Origin of the sequence: Demequina sp. TMPB413, from assembly GCF_020447105.2 — a bacterium.
In the GTDB taxonomy this organism is placed as follows: Bacteria; Actinomycetota; Actinomycetes; order Actinomycetales; family Demequinaceae; genus Demequina.
The window spans coordinates 260,550-279,425 of sequence record NZ_CP096184.1 but is presented as its reverse complement, the minus strand read 5'-3'; the positions used below and the strand labels follow the sequence as shown (position 1 = coordinate 279,425).

Here is an 18,876-nt window from a genome sequence, read left to right as displayed (position 1 = left end):
TGCCGCCACCGCTCTCACACTTCCTTGCGATGAGAGCGTCCATCAAACCCGGGGCGCAACAGCCCACATCTCACGCTTCTACCAATTGGTAGACACACGTTTCTACCTATTGGTAGTATCGGATCACTCAAGGGAGGCAAACATGCGGGCAACTGACGCGGTGTGGCGGACCCTTGCCGATGCAGCCCTGAGCGGGCGTCGGCAGTGGAAGAACACCGGTGATCTGGCATGGGAGTCGGGAGTGGGCGACAAACTTGCTTACAAAGCGCTGCAACGACCAGTGTCCATCGGCGCCGTCGCCCGTCATCCCGGCGGCGGTTTCAGTGTGACGGATCCCGAGCGTGCACTCACGCTGCTGGCCGCCGCGCGCACCCTTACAGGCGCCCGTGCCACAACACTCGAAGCAGCGCAGAGCTCGTTGGTCCACGCCCCGGCCTACGCGTTGGGAGGCACTCGCGCCGCCGCCCACCACCTGGGGGGCCGCAACACCATCGCCGACCACGCGCCCGCAATCGTCTACCTCCCCGCACGCGTGGAACTCAACGCCCTACCACCCGGCGACGGCGCACTCGTGTTCACCACTGACGACCACACGCTCGCCACCTGGGCAGACGGCTTCACCAGTCCCGCACAAACCTACGCCGACCTCTTTGCCCAGCCAGGCTGGCAGGCAAGCGAGTTCCGGCGCGCCCTATGGCGCACGTGGTTCACCGTTGACGACTGGGCGAGGGCCGAGGCCGCTCATGCCTAGCCTCCCGATCGACAACGAGGGCCACCTGCGCCTGGTGCTCGACTACTTGGGCGAGGAACTCGAACCATCAATCCTCATCGGCGGGTGGGCCACCTTCGCCCGCGTCGGCGGCGACATCAGCCACGACATCGACCTCATCATCGGCTCGCCAGAAATTCGCGAAAAGGTCCGCACCGCGCTCAGCGAACTGTCCGAGTCGAGCCACCTGCAAGGCACCAAGTGGCGCGGCAACTTCGAGGGCGTCCACGTCGACGTCTACATCCCGCACCAGTCCGAGTTGGGCGCCAAACTTCGCCTGCGCGTCGAGGTGCTCGCCCAACACACGGACGCCCTCGACCACAGCGGCTGGAAGCTACTCACCATCGAAGCGCACACGTTGTCCAAACTCGCCGCACTGCTCGACCGCCCAGACTCCGAAAAAGGCTTCAAAGACGCACGCGAGATTCTCCGGCTCCTGGGACAAGGAGTCGACGTAAACCAAGCGGCCCGCATCCTCGCCGACGCCACCGCCGGGAGCCACACCGACCTACCCGACCACATTGCGACGGCCTTCACCCTCCTCGGCCCCCGCTCCGGAGCCAACAAATCACAACGCGAACAACTACGGCGGTGGCAACGCGAATGGACCGCAGCAACACAAGCAGCCATCGACAACACCGAGCGCGGCCGCCCGACGCTCACTTAGACCGGACTGTCACCAAAACCCTCAGCAGTCCCGATCATCATCGGTGCGCACCGCAACCGTGGAACCAGCAAACGTGTAGTACCTGGTCGCCGACACGTCCCCCACCGACGCAGAAGCCGTGTTCGCGTCGTGCACCTGTCCCGACGCCACATACCCCGTCGCACTACCCGGCCCATCAGCGTCGGCCACCCGCGCCTGCACCACCCTTTGCCCGCCCGCGTCATACGCGTACACCACATGCCCACCCTGACCGTCCGACTCTGACGGCGCTCAGCGAAATTCCCCAGTCTTGCTCGGCGAAGTTCCCCAGGTCGCGGGGTCAGGTTAGCGGAAGTTTGTGCCGGTTGTGACGCGGCGTAGTTCGTCGGCTGCGGCGGCGTGGTTGCGGAGCCGGTAGGAGCCTCCGTCGAGGGTGACGACGACGGATCGGTGTAGGAGTCGGTCGAGCATCGCGGCGGCGACGGTGGTGTCGCCGAGGATCTCGCCCCAGGCGCCGACGGGCCGGTTCGTGGTGATCACGATCGACGTTTTCAGGTAACGCTGGTTGATGACCTGGAACAGTGCTGACGCGGCCTCGGCGGGCAACGGCAGGTAGCCCAGCTCGTCGATCACGAGCAGTGTGGGTCCGGCGAAGAACCGCATCATGGTGCCCCATTTGCCCTCGATCGCGGCGCGGTGGCAGCGGGCGGCGAGGTCGGCGGCGGAGGTGAAGTAGGTGCGATAACCGGCCGTCACAGCCGCATGGCCGAGGCCGGTCGCGATGTGGGTTTTCCCGACTCCGGGAGGGCCGATCAGGAGCACGTTGGTTGCGGTGTCGAGGTAGCGGCAGGTGCCAAGCTCGGTCAGGAGGTTGCTGTCGATGCCGGAGGCGGCGTCGAGGTCGAAGTCGGCAAGGGTCGCACCGGTGGGTAGGTTCGCGAAGCGGAACCGGCCGGCCAGGCGTCTGGCGTCGGTCGCGGTGACCTCGATGGCGAGCAGGCGCTCGAGGGTGTGAGTCAGCGACCAGCCCTCGGCTTGGGCTTGGTCCAGGACGCGGGGCAGGGCGTCGGCGGCGTCGTCGAGTTTCAGTTCGGTGAGGTGGCCGCGTAGTTGCTGAAACACGCTCGCCGGCGTCGCGGCCGTCGTCGCCGTCAGGGTGGAAGCGGTGGTGAGTGGTGTGTTCATTGGAGGGTGTTCCTGTTCTTCGCGGCCGTCTCGTAGGCGGCCAGGCTGATCACGGTGGTGGGTTCGGTGGCGCTAGTGAGCGCCATGGCGGCGCGGCGGGCCGCGGTGCCCGGTGGGATGCGTTCCTTCTTCCGGTGCGGGCGGCCTGGAGGCGCAGCGGCCAGGGCGATGGTCTCCAGGGCGGTGACGTGTCTGCTGTCGCGGATCGTGACCCCCAGCCCCGGCTCGGCAACCTGGTGCCGTGCCAGCACCACGCCGGAGATGGTCCCGATATCGATGGTGGCCGCACCGAGGCGTTGATGGACGATGACGCGGGCCGCAGCCAGTTCCGGCGGGACCGAGTACCGGTTCCCGCGCCAATCGATCAGCGCCTGCCGTGTCGCGGTGCGCTCCTCGGTCACCACCACCGGGAACAGCATCGGTGGCAACGGGCTCAGCCGTTCCGCAGCGAACATGACTGCGGCCGTCGTGGACCCGTCGCGTCCCTCACGGCGTCGACCGTCCTGCCCTTGGGCGAACGCGGTCAGGCGTTGCTGCGCTTGCTCAAGGGTGACATCGTCCGCAAGGTTGCGCCACCAACGCTGGGCGGCGGTGTGGTTGTTCTTCTCGACCACGCCCTTGCGGTTGCCCGACCGGGGCCGGCAAGCGACGACGCTGACCGCGTGGTGCTTGGAGAACGCGGCGAACATTGGTGTCAGATCACTCGTCCCCGCCTTCAGCACGGTGCTCATCCGGTCGAACCGCCACGTCTTCGTCACGCCGCCCAGCAGGCCCAGCAGCACCGTCATCGCGGCCAGCAGGTGGGGCAGGTCCATCGACGGGGAGATCACCGCCCGCCAAACCCCCGAGTGCGCGAGCGAACCCACGAGGACGTAGGCGCGTTTGGTTGGGAACGCCCAGTCGGCCGGGGCGTCGGGCAACTCGACCCAGTCGAACTGCGTCTCCTCACCCGGCGGGTGGACGATGATCGCGTTGGGCCGCTTGGTCACATGCGCGCAGGCCGTGCAGGCCGGCCGCAAACTCCGGTCCCGGATCTGGCGAGTCAAGGTCTGATACGACCCTTCGAAGCCCAGTGGCACGAGCTCGTCCAGCAGCGTCACCGCCCACAGATGCGGGTCCTCGCTCAGACGGGCGGTGACGTAGGCGATGAACGCGTCGAACAGATCCGGGGCGGCACGGTGACGCACTCCTGGGGTGCGTTGGCCAGCCAGATAGGCGCGGATTGTCTTGCGGTCGTGATCGGTGCGCCGGGCGATCTCACTGATCGTCATCCCCTGGCGTTTGAGCGCGTGGATGTCCACGTCGTCCTCCTCTGAAAGCATAGGAGCAGGGCCTTTCTCGAGCTGGTGTGTGGTCGAAGACCATCAGCATCGAGGAAGGCCCGCTTCTATGTGCGGAAGCGACCCGGAGTGGGGAATTTCAGTGAGCAGAACTGAGGAATTTCAGTGAGCGCCGTCAACTCCACCAAAGAACTCGTCACATCCCACGACAGAGCCGTGGCCACACCGTCCACGTCACGAGAGATCATCCGACCCGCAGCGTCATAGACGAAACCATCCAGACCCGTCACCGTCGAAGCCGACGCAGACGGAGGAGCACCGGCCAAGTCCACCGACAGATCTTGAATGATGAACATCTCCCCGACGACGTCGTGTTGTTCTCCCCATCGCCCTCATCAATGAACAACGACACCTCGAGCGACGACGCCGGCAACAGGGATGGCACATCCACCGACTCCGTCACCGCAGCAGGTGGCACCAACTCGTCCTCAGCCTTCGGATAGTCGGACCCACCCGACAGGGTCTGTGTGACCACCCGGGCCGGGTCACCATCCGCAGTGAACTTCACCGTGATGATGTCACCCGAGTTCAACGTGTTGTCCCCCGACAACACCCCCAGGTTCAAGGCCCCCGAGACCGCGCCCGTCACTCGACGACGCTCGGATAGCTTGCTCTACGTCGCGGACTTCTCCCCCTTCGAGGACCCAAAGGTTCGGCGCAGGGTGCAGCGTGCTTGAAACCCATGATGACGCCGCCGGTCAACCCTCGGCGCCTCGAATGCTTCACTCGGCTGGCGGCTCATCCAGCGGGCCATGGCCCGGGTACACCCATCTGGAGTCCCCAGCTTTGAAAGCCTCAAACGCGGCGGCGACAGCCCACGAGCGGTCTCGATCGAAGTCATTCGGGTCCATCGCTTCGGAAACGCCCTGACCATCGAGCTCACCAACCGGGGCCCACTCCGAGGAGCCTGCCACCGACTCCTCGACCTGGTAAATGGGCTTCCGGAGGATCCATCCAGACCGACCTACCATCCGGAATCGTAACATCACTTATACCTCATGGATCCAGAGTAGTTGCGAGTTTGGTAGCGCTCCATGGCGTACGCCGGCGACGGCCCTGGGTTTGTCCCTGGTCGTGAACCGACATCGTAGATTGTGCGCTGCGCCGCCATCTGAGCGTTGATCCAGGCCCTGTTGTGGGCCAGATCGATCCTCTTGAGCAAAGTCGGCGTCACGCGTACCATCAATTTCCGTGCGAATGCGGGAATTGGCGTGCCCGTGTAGATGCCGGCGTTGAGCTCCAACGCCTTCTCGCGGACCCAGTCCATGTTTCTCCCGATAACGACGGAATTGGTGTGAGTTCCGCCTTGAGTGAATGCGCGCGCTTTCAAGCCTGCCGGACTGTAAGCCGATGGCGCCCATTGCGTCGTGGAAGCCACCGGGCCCAGCCCACTGAAGGACACGCCCGCCGCCCCATACATTGTCGAGACGTAGTTTCTCGTGCCATCAAGCACAAGAGGCGTCGCGCTTTCTGCTGCGTTGCTCGCCATCGCGGGACTGTCGTAGCGTTGCGCACCCACGAACGACTCGGTGGTAGTAGCAAGCTGCTGGCCTGAGTTCAGGACAGACTGGGTTGTCCATACCGCAGGTGCTTGGGCTCCATACTGCATGACGTCCGACGCCAGTTGCTGCCCACCAGCAGGCGTGAACACCCGCAACTGGTCGTTCTTCCACTGCTCGCCCCCGCTCGCGACACCCGTCGCCACGGCACCGGTGTACGTGGCGCCATCCGGGGAAGACCCACAAGAACTACCCAGCATGCCCATCCATACTCGGTCCAGCCACGAACCACACGGGCTGAGGCCAGTCACGTCCACAAAAACGACGGGGTTGTTGTCCGCGTACCGGTAGGGGTCCAACGTGCGCGGGTCCCCCGGGTCCATGAGCGAGTCCGGCGACAGGAACCGGCCGAGTGCCGGGTCGTAGTAGCGGGCGTTCAGATACGTGAGACCCGTGCCCGAAGCACCGTCAGCGGAGATGCGGTCTTCGACTTGACCCAACCAGCCCCGATCAACCGCCAGATTGTCCCCACCACGCAGTTCCCCGTACGGTGTGTAGGCGGTGCGGGTCACGGCGGCGGCGTCGGCCAGTGTCGCCGACGCCAAAGTGCCACTAGCGGTGACGGTCACGGGCATCATCACCGACGTGGAACCCTGCTCATCCCCCAACATCAGAGCCAGCTGACCATCATCAGTACGCACCGCAACGGTGGAACCAGCGAACGTGTAGTACCTAGTCGCCGATACGTCCCCCACGGTGGCGGTGTCAGCGTCGTGAACCTGCCCCGACGCCACATACGCCGTCGCACTACCCGGCCCATCAGCGTCGGCCACCCGCGCCTGCACCGGGCCCGAACGGTCCAGTGGCCTGCTGGAGGGCCAACCGCTCAACGCGATCAGTGTCGAGTACTCGTCGTCCGGAGTCTGCGCCACCTCGCCTGAGTGTGCCGAGCCAAGACGGATCATCTTGAACGCGGCCGTCCCCAACGGGTCCGTAGTGGTCGTGACAAGCGCCATGCCATGGACGGGACAGGAGCTTCATCGAGCCTTCCCCGCCGTTCGGCTCGCCGCTCGTCCTGCGGCGCCTAGGGGCCATCCTGGGAGCGGCGCTCGTCTTGACGCTCGCTCATCTGTACCGCCGCCCGCGTGAATGCTTGCTCCGCCTCCACCCAGCGGACGAACCGCTCGAGCATGCGCTCCATATCTCGATCTGCGAAACTCGCGCTGAAGCCACCCCTCTCGAAGTAGCCTGCCGTCCAGACGCCGTCCCGGAGGAGCAGGCCGGGTCTCTCGTCCCTTGGTGATCCAACGAAGTAGGAATCGCGCGCCAAGCCCATCGCCGACAACTTCGCGTCGGCGACTCGCATCAGTGCCGCGTCCCGATCAACCTGCGTCATCTATAGATCCTAAGGTGCCCCGACCTCACCAGGCTATTGACGCTGGCGGGCAACTTGTATTGGACCCCGCCGCCCGCCGAACCCTGCCAAGGTGCTGCAACTCCCGCTCTCACGACAGTACGCCTTTGCACGACGAAAGTCATGCGCGGGTCGAGCGCGCGTGTAGATGGCAGGCCCCGCGAGTTGAATGGCGTACCGGCAGGCGACGCAAACGTCCCCATGCCGGATCCGTACCGGTCGATAACAGTCCCTGGCCGCAGGACCGTGACCCGGGGACGGCCGAAGAATCCATCGTTGCTCGGCCATGGCTTGTACGGAACCAAATCGGTTCCCGGGGAACGATTAGGCTGCGGCGCATTCTTCGACGCAGCACTAGGCGACGTTGGCTTTGGGGCGAAGACGCTGGTGGTCGTGGGTCCTAATGCGCTGAATGAAACGCCCGCCGCCCCATACATTGTCGAGACGTAGTTTCTCGTGCCGTCTAGGACGAGAGGCGTCGCGCTCTCTGCTGCGTTGCTCGCCATCGCGGGACTGTCGTAGCGTTGCGCCCCCACGAACGACTCGGTGGCACTAGCAAGCTGCTGGCCTGAGTTCAGGACAGACTGGGTTGTCCATACTGCCGGTGCTTGCGCTCCATACTGCATGACGTCCGACGCCAGCTGCTGCCCACCAGCAGGCGTGAACACCCGCAACTGGTCGTTCTTCCACTGCTCGCCCCCGCTCGCGACACCCGTCGCCACGGCACCGGTGTACGTGGCGCCATCCGGGGAAGACCCACAAGAACTACCCAGCATGCCCATCCATACTCGGTCCAGCCACGAACCACACGGGCTGAGGCCAGTCACGTCCACAAAAACGACGGGGTTGTTGTCCGCGTACCGGTAGGGGTCCAACGTGCGCGGGTCCCCCGGGTTCATGAGCGGGTCTGGTGAGAGGAACCGGCCGAGTGCCGGGTCGTAGTAGCGGGCGTTCAGATACGTGAGACCCGTGCCCGAAGCACCGTCAGCGGAGATGCGGTCTTCGACTTGGCCCAACCAGCCCCTGTCCACCGCCAGATTGTCCCCACCACGCAGTTCCCCGTACGGTGTGTAGGCGGTGCGGGTCACGGCGGCGGCGTCGGCCAGTGTCGCCGACGCCAAAGTGCCACTAGCGGTGACGGTCACGGGCATCATCACCGACGTGGAGCCCTGCTCATCCCCGAGCATCAGCGCGAGCTGATCATCATGATCGGTGCGCACCGCAACAGTGGAACCGGCGAACGTGTAGAACCTCGTCGCCGACACGTGCCCCACCGTGGCCGTGTCAGCGTCGTGAACCTGCCCCGACGCTACATACGCCGTCGCACTACCCGGCCCATCAGCGTCGGCCACCCGCACCTGCACCACCCGTTGCCCACCCGCGTCATAGGCGTAGACCACATGCCCGCCCTGACCGTTCGACTCCACCAAAGAACTCGTCACATCCCACGACAGAGCCGTGGCCACACCATCCACCGTGCGCGAGACCATCCGACCCGCAGCGTCATAGACGAAACCATCAGGACCCGTCGCCGTCGGAGCCGGCGCAGGCGCACCAGCCAAGTCCACCGAGAGATCCTGAATCAGGAACATCTCCCCCGGCGACGACGTGTTACCCGTCCCGTCGCCCTCATCAATGAACAACGACACTTCCAACGACGACGCCGGCAACAGGGCCGACACATCCACCGACTCCGTCACGCCAGTCGCCGCCGCCATTGGTCACCGAGCCATGCTTCGGGTCAAGGAGTCGCACGCACTTTCCGCAGTCCCTCAAACACCAGTAGGTGGTGGGCTCGCGCCCGAGAAACTCAATTACCGGAAACGGGCCTCGGCACAAAACTCAGTACAAAGCCGTTGATGCTCTGGCCCTGTTCAAGGTCTGCAAGATCTGTTTGGTCGTAAAGCTGCGAAACGGTCAGGTATCCCTTCTCTGCACCATTCGGGTCTAGAACAGCCACCTCGCAAAGGAAATCGAAGGCGAGTGCCGACGAATCAAGCGATGGACGAGGACACGTTACGGCTGCTACGTCAACCGTCCCGAGCGCGTTCAACTCTTCTGCCGCACCGGGCGCGCTTAGGGCTGCGTCCAGTGCCGTTCGAGCCGAATCATAGGCGCCCTCAATGCTCCAACACTCGGTCGCCGAGTCCGGCGCGAGGGCGCCTTCTGCGTCGCACGACCAACTCCGGATCACCGGGGAAGGATCGCCGGCGTCGCACGAGGACAGAAGAAGAACGGCCAGCACCGCCCATAGCCGTGGCATCGCTATCCCATTCCATTCTTGGGGTCAAAGTCGAACTCGAAATCATCGACTTCTCCCAGATCGTAACCGTCGAAGAGGATATTTCCTAGGTTCATGCCAGCCCGAATATCCGACGCCGTCCAAGCCTGTCTCACAAGCGCTTGTCCGGTTCCGCGCCCGTACCATGTGAGTTTTGCGGTCTCAACGTACGCCTCGGAAGCCCACCGCAGACCCTGCAATGGTGCCTGATCGACGGCTTCGCCATACCCCTCGCGCCACATCGAATAATGCACGATCCATACGTTAGTGGCGCCGGCGTCGGAAATCTCAGCGTCAATGTAGTTCATGGCCGCTGTGTTCACCGCTGCATTGATCAGGCCTGATTTGTCCGGATACTTCTTCAGATACTCGATCTGCGTTGCAGACAGGGCCGCCCACATGCGCGCGTACATTGATTGCGCGTCCGGCGCCATCGTGTCCATCGCACTAAGCTGGTCCTGCGAGAAGTAGTCACTCGCATATGTGTCAAAATAGCTCGACGCTTCCCCAATGTCAGGCCCCGCCTGCGCGGGCGTGAACGTTGGCCATTGCTTCGGTTGCCTTGGTTGGACCGGCGGCACGATGGGCGCCCGCGTGTGAACAACCTTGGTGCTGCCAGTCACGTAGTCGACACCCTTGTTCGCGGCGCTTCCCGCGCACGACATTTCCTTGCTTGCAGACGACGCACACGTCGAACGAAGACCGCTCGCATCGGTGAACACCACCGGGTTGTTCTCGGCGTAACGGTACGGGTCCAACGTTCTGGGGTCTCCCGGATTCATCAACGGGTCCGGTGACAGGAACCGGCCGAGCGCCGGGTCGTAGTAGCGGGCGTTCAAATACGTCAGCCCGGTCCCCGACACACCGTCAGCAGAGACACGGTCTTCGACTTGACCCAACCAACCCCGATCCACCGCCAGATTGTCCCCACCACGCAACTCCCCATAGGGGGTGTAGGCGGTGCGAGTCACCGCCTCCACGTCGGCCAGCGTCGCCGACGCCAACTTACCGTCCGTCTCTTGGACGGTGACGGGCATCATCACGTTGGTGGACCCCTGCTCGTCCCCCAACATCAACGACAGGTCACCGTTGTCGGTACGCACCGCCACCGTGGAACCAGCAAACGTGTAGTACCTGGTCGCAGTCACTCCACCAGCGGTAGCAGTGTTCGCGTCGTGAACCTGCCCCGACGCCACATACCCCGTCGCACTGCCCGGCCCATCAGCGTCGGCAACCCGCGCCTGCAGCACCCTTTGCCCACCCGCGTCGTAGGCGTAGACCACATGCCCGCCCTGACCGTCAGACTCCACCAACGAACTCGTCATATCCCAGGTCAAGCTCGTGGCCACACCGTCCACGTCACGAGAGACCATCCGACCCGCAGCGTCATAGACGAAACCATCAGGACCCGTCGCCGTCGAAGCCCGCGCGGAGGCACTCTCAGCACCGGCCAAGTCCACCGAGACATCCTGAATCAGGAACATCTCCCCCGTCGACGTCGTGTTGTTCTCCCCATCGCCCTCATCAATGAACAACGACACTTCCAAAGACGACGCCGGCAACAGGCCCGACACATCCACCGTTTCCGTCACCGCAGCAGGAGGAGCCAACTCGTCCTCAACCTTCGGATAATCAGACCCACCCGACAGGTCCTGCGTGACCACCCGGGCCGGGTCACCATCCGCAGTGACCCTCACCGTGAGGATGTCACCCGAGTTCAACGTGTTGTCCCCCGACAACACCCCCAGGTTCAAAGCCCCCGAGACCGCGCCCGTCACATCGACAGTGCGTGACACCCCCGGCGCCCCGAAGTCCACACCGGAACCGGCCAGATGCAACATCCCGTTGCCCACAAACACCAGGCCCATGTCATCCGTGGCAGAGTCGTCATCCTGGGTCTCCACCCAGTCCCCCGACCAACGCGTGCCCGTGCCACCGGAGTAAGAGTTCGACTCAAAGTCATCCGACACGCCCTCAACAATGATGGGCAACTCGGCGATCATCTCGGGCTCATCCGAGACCACCTGCGTCACCGCAGCCGGATGAGCAGCATCCTCATACGCATACGTGTTCGTCACCGCATCGTCGCCCACGCCCTTGACCAACTCAGTGATACGCCCACCCGTCGAATACGACCACTCAGCCGCATACGCCGTGGTCGACGCATCCCAACCGGAAGCCACAGCATCGGCCGGAGCCTCCGCACCACACGACGCACCACCGGTGCCGGCCACCGTCCACGCACCCGACAAACGGTTAAACCCGTCATACGCGAAACACTCCGCCGTGACCTGACCATCAGCAGCCGTGCCATCCGCCACCGGGACCTCATTGACCGACGTCGTGATGCGTCCCATCACATCCCTGGTAAACGAATCCTTCTGCACAAACGCCGTCTGCGACGACCCGGACTCGTCCGTCACGAACGACGCCGACAAACCCGTCAGCGCCCGCGTCGCCACATCCCACACATAGTCCCGCGAGACCCCGTTGCCATAGGCGCGCGACACCAACTGACCAGTGCCCGAATACCCCACCCCAGTCACCAAAGGAGTCGACAGACCACCCGAGCTGAGCGTCAACGTCTCCGCCGAGCCCGCCAACCGGTAACCCGTCGTCACCGTCTCCGCGCCCAGGCCACCCATCGCCGGCAACCCTGTGACCACCGGTTGACCGATCGCGTCGTAGCCCGCCGTCGTCTCATACGACACTCCCGAGAGCTCTCCCAACAGATCAGGCGAACCCGCAGGAGACGACGGCAACGTCACCGTCGACGACACCGGACGATGCAGATCGTCATACGTCGTCGACGTCACCGTCGTCAGATCACCCAACGACGTATGCGTCGTCGACGACGACGACCTCAACAACCCCAAATCCGTCGCCGCATCCGCCTCACCAGGCTCCACGTAGTCCCACGTGGCACTCGAAGACCCGCCCGTCGTGCGCGACACCATCCGACCCAACACGTCATAACCCATCGTGATCGTGCCCGCAGGCGACGTCACCTGCGTCGTCTGCCCATTGGCGTCATACGCATACGTCGTGGTACCCGCATTCGGATCCACCATCCGCGTGCGCTGGCCAGCAAGATTCGACTCAAACACCGTAGCCTCACCCTCGGTATCCGTCACCGTCACCTGCTGGAAGCCCAGCGTCTCCACCGCAGTCAGGGTCGAGTACTCGTAGGTAGTCGTCTGCGACGCCTCACCTGAGTGCGCCGAGTCCGCACCGATCACCTTGGTGAGGGGACGGCCGAGCACGTCGGTCGTTGTCGTGGTCGTCGCTCCGTTCGGGGCGGTCACCGTGCTGGTGAGCCCCGAGTATGCGTACGTGGTCATCACCGGCTGACCGTCCACTGTGAGCGGCGCGCCATAGGTGAGCGACGTAGTTGCCGCGCTTCGGCCCCGCGCGTCGTACGTGTAGCCCGTGGCAGTGGCCAGGTCCGCGAGCGCGGGGTTGACCAGCATCGTCGCCCCCGACGGATCGAGCACCGTCATCGAACCGGCCGCCGCGAACGCAGACGATGACCAAGCCACCTGACCCAAATCGTTGTAGCGGGTGGCAGTGACGGTACGGCCGCCCGAACCATCAGGCGCCACCGCGTGCTGCTCGATAGAACGACCAAAGCCGTCCAGGAACGTCATACTCCTGCGAGTTGAGCCGGTCAGAGCGTGAGCGGGGAACGACGTGCCCGTATCTCCCACGAACGGAGCCGTGGTGACCACCGCTGGCGTGGAGCGCAGCGTCGGCCCGTCAGCGTAGATGTCGTACCGGTACATCACAGTGGGAGTGTCCGCCGCGAGGCTGGGCGTGCCAGGCTGTCCCCACTGCGCGGCCGCCCACCCAGCGGTCATCAGACCCAGTGAGTCGTACTGGTAGTGAGTCCAGTCCTTGGCTGTGGCGCCTTGCACCTTGACGGTGTTGCCGTGGCCGCGTTCGCTCCAAATGGTCGACGTGGCGCCCAAGGCGCGAGTAACGGTCGTGGTCCAGAGTTCGGGCTGCGCCGCATCCTGGCCATACGCCCAGGTCACGGTGGGGCTCGTATTGCCCACCTCGTTCGGCATCCATGCCTTCACGATGCGGCCGCGGGCGTCGTACTCAGCCTTGGCGGTGGCGAACTCCGTTGCAGTTGAGTAGGAGCGTTCTTCCGTCACCAGACCCGAAGCGAGGGACTGCGACGTGGAACCCGGAGTTCCACCGTCATAGCCAATCTGCACGCGACCGGTCATCGCCTGGCCTCCACACCCGCCGTCGTAGGTGCGGGAGTCCACCGGCACCACCATGTAGGGCGAGGCGCTCGAGGCGTAGTCGGTCGCAGAGCACTGCATCTCGAGCGAACCCTGAACCTGGGTCATCATCGCGTAGGACTCAAGCCAACTCATTGTTGAGACCCGGGTGGGGACGAAGGTGACGGGATCGTAGTCCCGTCCCACTTCCGTGACGTTGACCATGTCTCCTACAGGCTCCTCTGTCACGCTCCACGTCAGATCAACGACGTGCGGGAATCGCTCGAAGGTGACGTCAGCTCGTTCGAACTGCGGCGGGTTGGGAAGTTGGGTCATGTCGTAGTAGTGCTCCGTGAGGGACACCCTGGCCCAGTCTGATCCCGATCCCGTCGTCACCTCGCTCGAAAGGAGACGGCCCTGAAGCCGGTTGCTGTCGAAGTGTTGGTGCTCTTTGAACGACCACATCATGACGTCGGTGCCACGGAAGTACTGGTTGGTCGTCGTCCGCGATGACGCTCCGTCCCCCATGTGCGAACTGATGACTTCGAAGCCGCGGTACGAACTGAACGTCGACGTGTCGTAAGTGCTCCCTACGGCGTACAGAAGTGATGTGGCCCGCGCATAAAAGGGCGCGCCGCCGTATGCATACGAGTGAGTCTCCGTCGGCTGACCGCCGACCAGGTCCACAAGCGCCACCTTGGTTACCACATAGTTGTGATAAACGCTGGTGGTTGCCCCCGACTTCACAGCAAAACACAACTGACTGTTCGTCGAAGAGTTCGTCTTGGTGAGTGGGTTAGCGGCAAGCCACGCCGCGTAATCGGCACCATCCTTGCCCGCTTGAGGGCACAGAGTCGTCGACAAAGTTCCCGTGAGCGTCTCGGGCTTGTTCTTCTGAGCGTATGTGACGTCAATACGCCCACCCAGATCGGTGAACACGCTAGAGATGCGCATCCGGTCCATCGGCCGCTGCGGCACCGCGTTGGCTGCGACCGTCATGTCCCAGTCCACCCGGTTGTTGAGCCTGACACCCGAGAACTTGGTGAGGAAGGTATCAGCGTCGTCATCCGAAATCGCGGGGTCGCCCCAACCCCGCGTGTAGACCGAGTCAAGCCACAGCGACCGGGCCGAACCATCCGCAGTGGTGGGGAACGCCGTGATCAGTTGTGTGGTCTCCACCGGCACCCAATCGCCAGCCGCATCCCGCGCAAAGGTGTTGATCTGGTTCAGACGCACCGTCGAGAAGTAGGTAGGGGTGCTCTGGTTCGGGTTGCACGAAGTGCCGGTGCACATGAGGTCTACCGGCACGTCAGGGTACGACGCGGCATTCGCCGCACTGGGCTGCTCTGCACACGCCCCAGAGACGTCAACGCCAGCAGAAAGGTCGTCCCGGAATTGCGCACCCTCCACACAGCGGTTCACCAGGTCGAACTCAACCTTCGCTTCCGGCGCATCGACGGTGCCTGCGCTCGAGTCGAACTGCTGGCCGTATTCGATGCGAGACAACTGAATGTCGCGCACATACGTCTTGGTGACGCCCGACGCGGTGTACTTGTTGGTGTCCGTCGCGTATGAGTAGGTGGTTGCATTGCCGATTGAGTCCACGCTCAGGTCAAGCATGAAACGGTACGCCTGGTTGTCGGTCACCACATTTGACCCGGCGAAGCCGGGTTCCCCGGTGTTGTTCGCCCATACCGGCTCCCACGCGATCGAGTTCACAGGCTCGGACGTGCCGCCGGGGTTGTAGCCGAAGTAGTATACACCGCCGTCATTGGTCTCGACTCTGAAGTACTCGCCGTCGTTGTCGCCGTTACCCGCACGGCCCGCCGTGCCAAAGAATCGCGTCACCTTGAGCGTGGGATCCGACACTGCCCGGTAGGTGGCCGTCGTCGCAGTCGAAGACTCGTACGCCAGCTCCTGTACGGAACCCTGGAGCGACATCACATACGCTGCCTCACCGGGAGCATTCGAGTATGGAGAGTCCCAGCACAGCTGGGGCGTAGTCCCGCCGTCTTCGGTACAAGGCTTGTAGAGCCGCTCAATGTAGTTCAGCGGCGCTGACCAACCTTCGCCGACCACGCCAGCCTGGCTGTTGGAAGCCGATGTCTTGCCATCAGTGGCTTGAGATGAGTAGTTGAGCGACACCGACGGCGAGGCGCCTGCCGACACAGGAGGGGTGGCAACGGGAATCGAGTACGTGAAGCCGCCCGCTGGCTCGGTCACGCCCCACGTTCCTCGCGGGGCCAAGTCGGTCGCCTTGAACGAGCCTGCCTGCGAATCGGCTCCGGACACTGCGGCGATGATCGTGCCGCCACCGACCACGGCCGTGCGCACACCGGCGGTGGTAGGCATTCCGGAAGTGAGTTCCCCCGTGCCGAGGTCGACAAGGCGGGTCGCCCCCATGCGTCCCTGAACCGCCAAGATGTCCAACGCATCGGCGGGCACGTAGGCCCGCAGCACCCCATCAACCGCATGACGAGTCTCCAAGGGGACTCCTACCAAGCAGCCACGCACTTCGGGCGTGGTGAGGGCACACTCCGGCAACACCATGAGTTCAAGTCGGTCGCCGTAGTCACCTCCGTACGCGTTCGCAAAACCCGACGCATCAAACGCAACGTCGATCCACGACGCGCCGAACTTCTCATCCAGCGAGACCGCCGCCGCGAAGGCGGCGCCAGGGATCGTGCCGTCGACCAGTTGAGGGGTCACTTCCACGGTTACGGAGTCGCCCTCAGCGGCGCGTGGCAGACTCTTCACCACGAGATCGGGCCTGCTCGACGCCGCGAAACCACCGTGCTCGGCGCCATAGACCGCCTCCGCCAGATCGCTCACCGGCGCCACCGCCGCTCCAACAACGATCGAGTCGCCCTGACCGATCGTCGCACTCGCTGCGGCATTTACTAGGTCATCAAGCGTGTGCGAGGCAACGACGGTCAGTTGCTCGTCGGAGGCCGTCGGGATGATGACGTCGGCTGCGCCGAAGGCTCCCACGGCGGCTTCAGATTCAGCGCCAGAAGGCTCGGGAACGGGCGTTGAACCCACCGAAGGCGCACCGTCACTCGCAGGCTCGACCACGCCGTCCATCACCAATGGCGCACCGTCGGGACCAACAGCGCCGCCTACCGGGACCTCGTCTGTCGCCGCATCGGGCTGCACGTCGCCCGTAGCGGGGACTTCGAACACATCGTCACGTGACGCGCCCGTTGATGGTCCCGTAGACGGACCTGGCGAAGGCTCAGGCGAGGCAGAAGGCTCCACCGTAGGCGTGGGCTCGGGCGTCACCACCGCGCCCGCTGGCACGCCTGTCACCACCATCAGAACGGCGGTCAATCCGGCTGCCGGTGCCGTCCACCACAGCCCGTGCTGCTGCCTGTTCATGTTCCCCCTCATGACGTCGCTCCCGTCGATGCATCGTCATCTCCAGGAATCTCTCGGATGCTTCTAGGCGGCCCTGTGAAGCCGAATGGATCCGACGCAGCCACGCCGCTTGCAAGGTGACCGTCGAACGCCCTCACCTCGACGGTGTACCGAGAACCTGAGGTCACCGCATAGGGCAGCTCCACCGTGGAGATGGCGCTCCCACCAGGGCTGACCGTGGACTTCGTCCCCTCGACCGAGTCCATGATGATCAGGCCGTCTTGCTTCACGGTGAAGACGGCCCACACTTCGCCGCCGTCCACGTCCGTGACGGTCGCGCCCAGGATGGGGCGCTCCACGCTCGACGTCACGTCAGCGGTCAGAGCCTGTCCGTCAACCGTGATTGCGGTCGGGGCCTGCGGGTTGATCTGGGTGTGGAACTTCCACGTCGACAGAGTCTTCGACTTCACGGGACTGAGAGTCCCCGTGTCCATGGTGTCGATCGTGTAGTTGTAGTCCTTGCCTGCCGTCAGAGCGGTGTCGGGTATGCGATACGGGCCTGATCCAACCCAGCCGGACGTCCACGCGGCGCCGCCGTTGGGCGACGTGAACCTGTACCTGAACAGTTGGCTCGTACCGGGCGTGTTATTGACGCCGGTGGCCTCCATCACAATGTCATCGACAAAGACCTGCGTGAGGGGACCCGACGCCGGGGAGGTCGGGGTGGCTCCCTTGACGCCCGTGACTACTGCCGGATCGACGTAGGTGAACGTCACGTAGGTGCTGAGGTCCTTGCGGGAGTAAATGGCATTGTTCTCTTCACCCATCAGCATCATGTAGCTGTACTGATCGCTGTTGTTGAGAATCTGGGCGACCATGGTGAAGACGCCGCCGTTATAGGCGACTCCCTGAGTCGAAATCGAGAAGTCGGCAAGTTTGCCTGCATTGCCAGCGAAACTGAAGGAGTGCGCCCACCACAGGCTCGCGGCCCGATTCGTCGTTGTGCCGTAGGTCCAGTTGGCAACAAGGGCTGCGCCCGTCACGCGCTTGCCAAAGTAGGAGTTCAAGGGATAGCGCAATACGGTGCGCCATGCACAGCAGGTGCTTGTCTGCTTGGTGTTGCCAATGCGGGGAACGGACGCGTAGTTGTGAGTCCAATTGTCTTCCTTGTACGTGGCGACCATGCCTGCACCCGGATAGATGTCCGGGTCGATTGAGACGGGGTACACCCGCTCGGCGTCGCTCAACCACTCGGGGCTGGGTTCGAGCACCAAGGTCCACTTGCCTGACGCCATTTCCTTGATCGTGTAGTCGACTGGTGCGGAAGCGGACTCTGCCATTCCTCCCTCTGCCCCGCCGAGCGAGTCCCACATCGACGGCGCGGGCAAAACAAACGCGACCTCGTCGCTCGGGTCAAGGAACAGGATCTCGCCTGCGTCCGACTCGCCCAAGACGAGGCCAGGGGCCTCGATGGACCACTCAAACCTCAGCGGCGCTGAGGGCGCAGAAGCCAACTCGACCGTCTGATAAACCGCCTGCTGACCGACTTGGAAGAGAACATCGGAACCACCCGCGGCACCCTCATAGCGCACCGCCGTGCCGTCCGCGACATCGGGCGTTGCTGAGACTTCCTCGCTAGCAGAAGGCTTGGCACTCACCAGTGACAGCGCCAGGGAGTAGACACCGTTGTCGACCTCGAGAACGGCCTCCGCATCGGCGGAAGGCGCAAAGACTGGCTCAAGCGGATGGTCCACCGCCGTGATCAGGCCGCCGTCAAGTTGCGTCAACTCCGTGGAGATCGGCACCCACTCACCGTCCCTCAACACACTTGAGGGTTGTTGAGACACCGTGGCACGCATCAGGCCGTTGCCGTCCCGTTCGGTCACTGTGTAAGCGTCACGCGCCACCTCGACCGAGGTCGCCTCGTCGAAGTCCGCCTGAATCCCGGAATCACTGAGGTCCACGCCGGACTGCGCCAACCTCGCTGGGGGCGACTCGAGCGGCAGCGCGTTGGCAACCAACACGCCCCCCAAAGCGACAACCGCCAAGACCGATCCGACGATGTACAGGCGCTTCTGCATGCTTCCCCCCAGGTAGACGGTCGTCCTCGGCAGCGAACCTAGCAGCGACATCATCTGGGGAGAAAGCCCCCACTT

General features: G+C 63.9%; 11 protein-coding genes. 2 read left to right on the top strand and 9 right to left on the bottom strand.

Annotation, left to right across the window (positions count from 1 at the left end):
• Positions 1-142: 142 nt before the first annotated feature.
• Positions 143-751 (top strand): hypothetical protein, encoded by a 609-nt coding sequence (locus tag LGT36_RS01275; RefSeq protein ID WP_226264518.1) that lies wholly within the window; start codon positions 143-145, stop codon positions 749-751.
• Complete coding sequence (locus LGT36_RS01270; protein WP_226094568.1) at positions 744-1,436, top strand: hypothetical protein; 693 nt, start codon at positions 744-746, stop codon at positions 1,434-1,436. The genes LGT36_RS01275 and LGT36_RS01270 overlap by 8 nt, the downstream gene beginning before the upstream one ends.
• 21 nt (positions 1,437-1,457) lie before the next feature.
• Here LGT36_RS01270 and LGT36_RS01265 read toward each other — a convergent pair whose 3' ends face one another.
• The 9 genes from LGT36_RS01265 to LGT36_RS01225 form a co-directional block, all read right to left on the bottom strand.
• On the bottom strand, positions 1,458-1,673 hold the full coding sequence (locus LGT36_RS01265) for a hypothetical protein (RefSeq protein ID WP_226094569.1): 216 nt from the start codon (positions 1,671-1,673) through the stop codon (positions 1,458-1,460).
• An 87-nt stretch (positions 1,674-1,760) separates the two neighbouring features.
• On the bottom strand, positions 1,761-2,600 hold the full coding sequence (gene istB / locus LGT36_RS01260) for an IS21-like element helper ATPase IstB (protein WP_248642028.1): 840 nt from the start codon (positions 2,598-2,600) through the stop codon (positions 1,761-1,763).
• Positions 2,597-3,922 (bottom strand): IS21 family transposase, encoded by a 1,326-nt coding sequence (locus LGT36_RS01255; protein ID WP_248642030.1) that lies wholly within the window; start codon positions 3,920-3,922, stop codon positions 2,597-2,599. Before LGT36_RS01255 ends, istB begins: the two co-directional genes overlap by 4 nt.
• Positions 3,923-3,987: 65 nt before the next feature.
• On the bottom strand, positions 3,988-4,236 hold the full coding sequence (locus LGT36_RS01250; RefSeq protein WP_226094574.1) for a hypothetical protein: 249 nt from the start codon (positions 4,234-4,236) through the stop codon (positions 3,988-3,990).
• A 689-nt stretch (positions 4,237-4,925) separates the two neighbouring features.
• Positions 4,926-6,455 carry an RHS repeat-associated core domain-containing protein gene (locus LGT36_RS01245; protein ID WP_248642141.1) on the bottom strand — a complete coding sequence of 510 codons (1,530 nt, stop codon included), beginning with the start codon at positions 6,453-6,455 and terminating at the stop codon, positions 4,926-4,928.
• Positions 6,456-6,523: 68 nt separating this feature from the next.
• Positions 6,524-6,835, bottom strand: coding sequence for a hypothetical protein (locus LGT36_RS01240; RefSeq protein WP_226094597.1), 312 nt, complete (start codon positions 6,833-6,835; stop codon positions 6,524-6,526).
• Positions 6,832-8,571, bottom strand: a complete 1,740-nt coding sequence (locus LGT36_RS01235) for a glycohydrolase toxin TNT-related protein (RefSeq protein ID WP_248642140.1) — start codon at positions 8,569-8,571, stop codon at positions 6,832-6,834. The genes LGT36_RS01240 and LGT36_RS01235 overlap by 4 nt, the downstream gene beginning before the upstream one ends.
• 547 nt (positions 8,572-9,118) lie before the next feature.
• Positions 9,119-16,741, bottom strand: a complete 7,623-nt coding sequence (locus LGT36_RS01230; RefSeq protein WP_226264661.1) for an RHS repeat-associated core domain-containing protein — start codon at positions 16,739-16,741, stop codon at positions 9,119-9,121.
• Between the two features lie 8 nt (positions 16,742-16,749).
• Positions 16,750-18,801 carry a hypothetical protein gene (locus LGT36_RS01225; protein WP_226096415.1) on the bottom strand — a complete coding sequence of 684 codons (2,052 nt, stop codon included), beginning with the start codon at positions 18,799-18,801 and terminating at the stop codon, positions 16,750-16,752.
• Between the last annotated feature and the right edge of the window lie 75 nt (positions 18,802-18,876).

Excerpts from the sequence above, each read along its gene's own strand:
- LGT36_RS01240 (WP_226094597.1), bottom strand. The coding sequence starts at position 6,835 with ATGACGCAGGTTGATCGGGACGCGGCACTGATGCGAGTCGCCGACGCG.
- LGT36_RS01275 (WP_226264518.1), top strand. The coding sequence starts at position 143 with ATGCGGGCAACTGACGCGGTGTGGCGGACCCTTGCCGATGCAGCCCTG.
- LGT36_RS01245 (WP_248642141.1), bottom strand. The coding sequence starts at position 6,455 with ATGGCGCTTGTCACGACCACTACGGACCCGTTGGGGACGGCCGCGTTC.
- LGT36_RS01230 (WP_226264661.1), bottom strand. The coding sequence starts at position 16,741 with ATGAACAGGCAGCAGCACGGGCTGTGGTGGACGGCACCGGCAGCCGGA.
- istB (WP_248642028.1), bottom strand. The coding sequence starts at position 2,600 with ATGAACACACCACTCACCACCGCTTCCACCCTGACGGCGACGACGGCC.
- LGT36_RS01235 (WP_248642140.1), bottom strand. The coding sequence starts at position 8,571 with ATGGCGGCGGCGACTGGCGTGACGGAGTCGGTGGATGTGTCGGCCCTG.
- LGT36_RS01250 (WP_226094574.1), bottom strand. The coding sequence starts at position 4,236 with ATGTTCATCATTCAAGATCTGTCGGTGGACTTGGCCGGTGCTCCTCCG.
- LGT36_RS01225 (WP_226096415.1), bottom strand. The coding sequence starts at position 18,801 with ATGCAGAAGCGCCTGTACATCGTCGGATCGGTCTTGGCGGTTGTCGCT.
- LGT36_RS01270 (WP_226094568.1), top strand. The coding sequence starts at position 744 with ATGCCTAGCCTCCCGATCGACAACGAGGGCCACCTGCGCCTGGTGCTC.
- LGT36_RS01255 (WP_248642030.1), bottom strand. The coding sequence starts at position 3,922 with ATGCTTTCAGAGGAGGACGACGTGGACATCCACGCGCTCAAACGCCAG.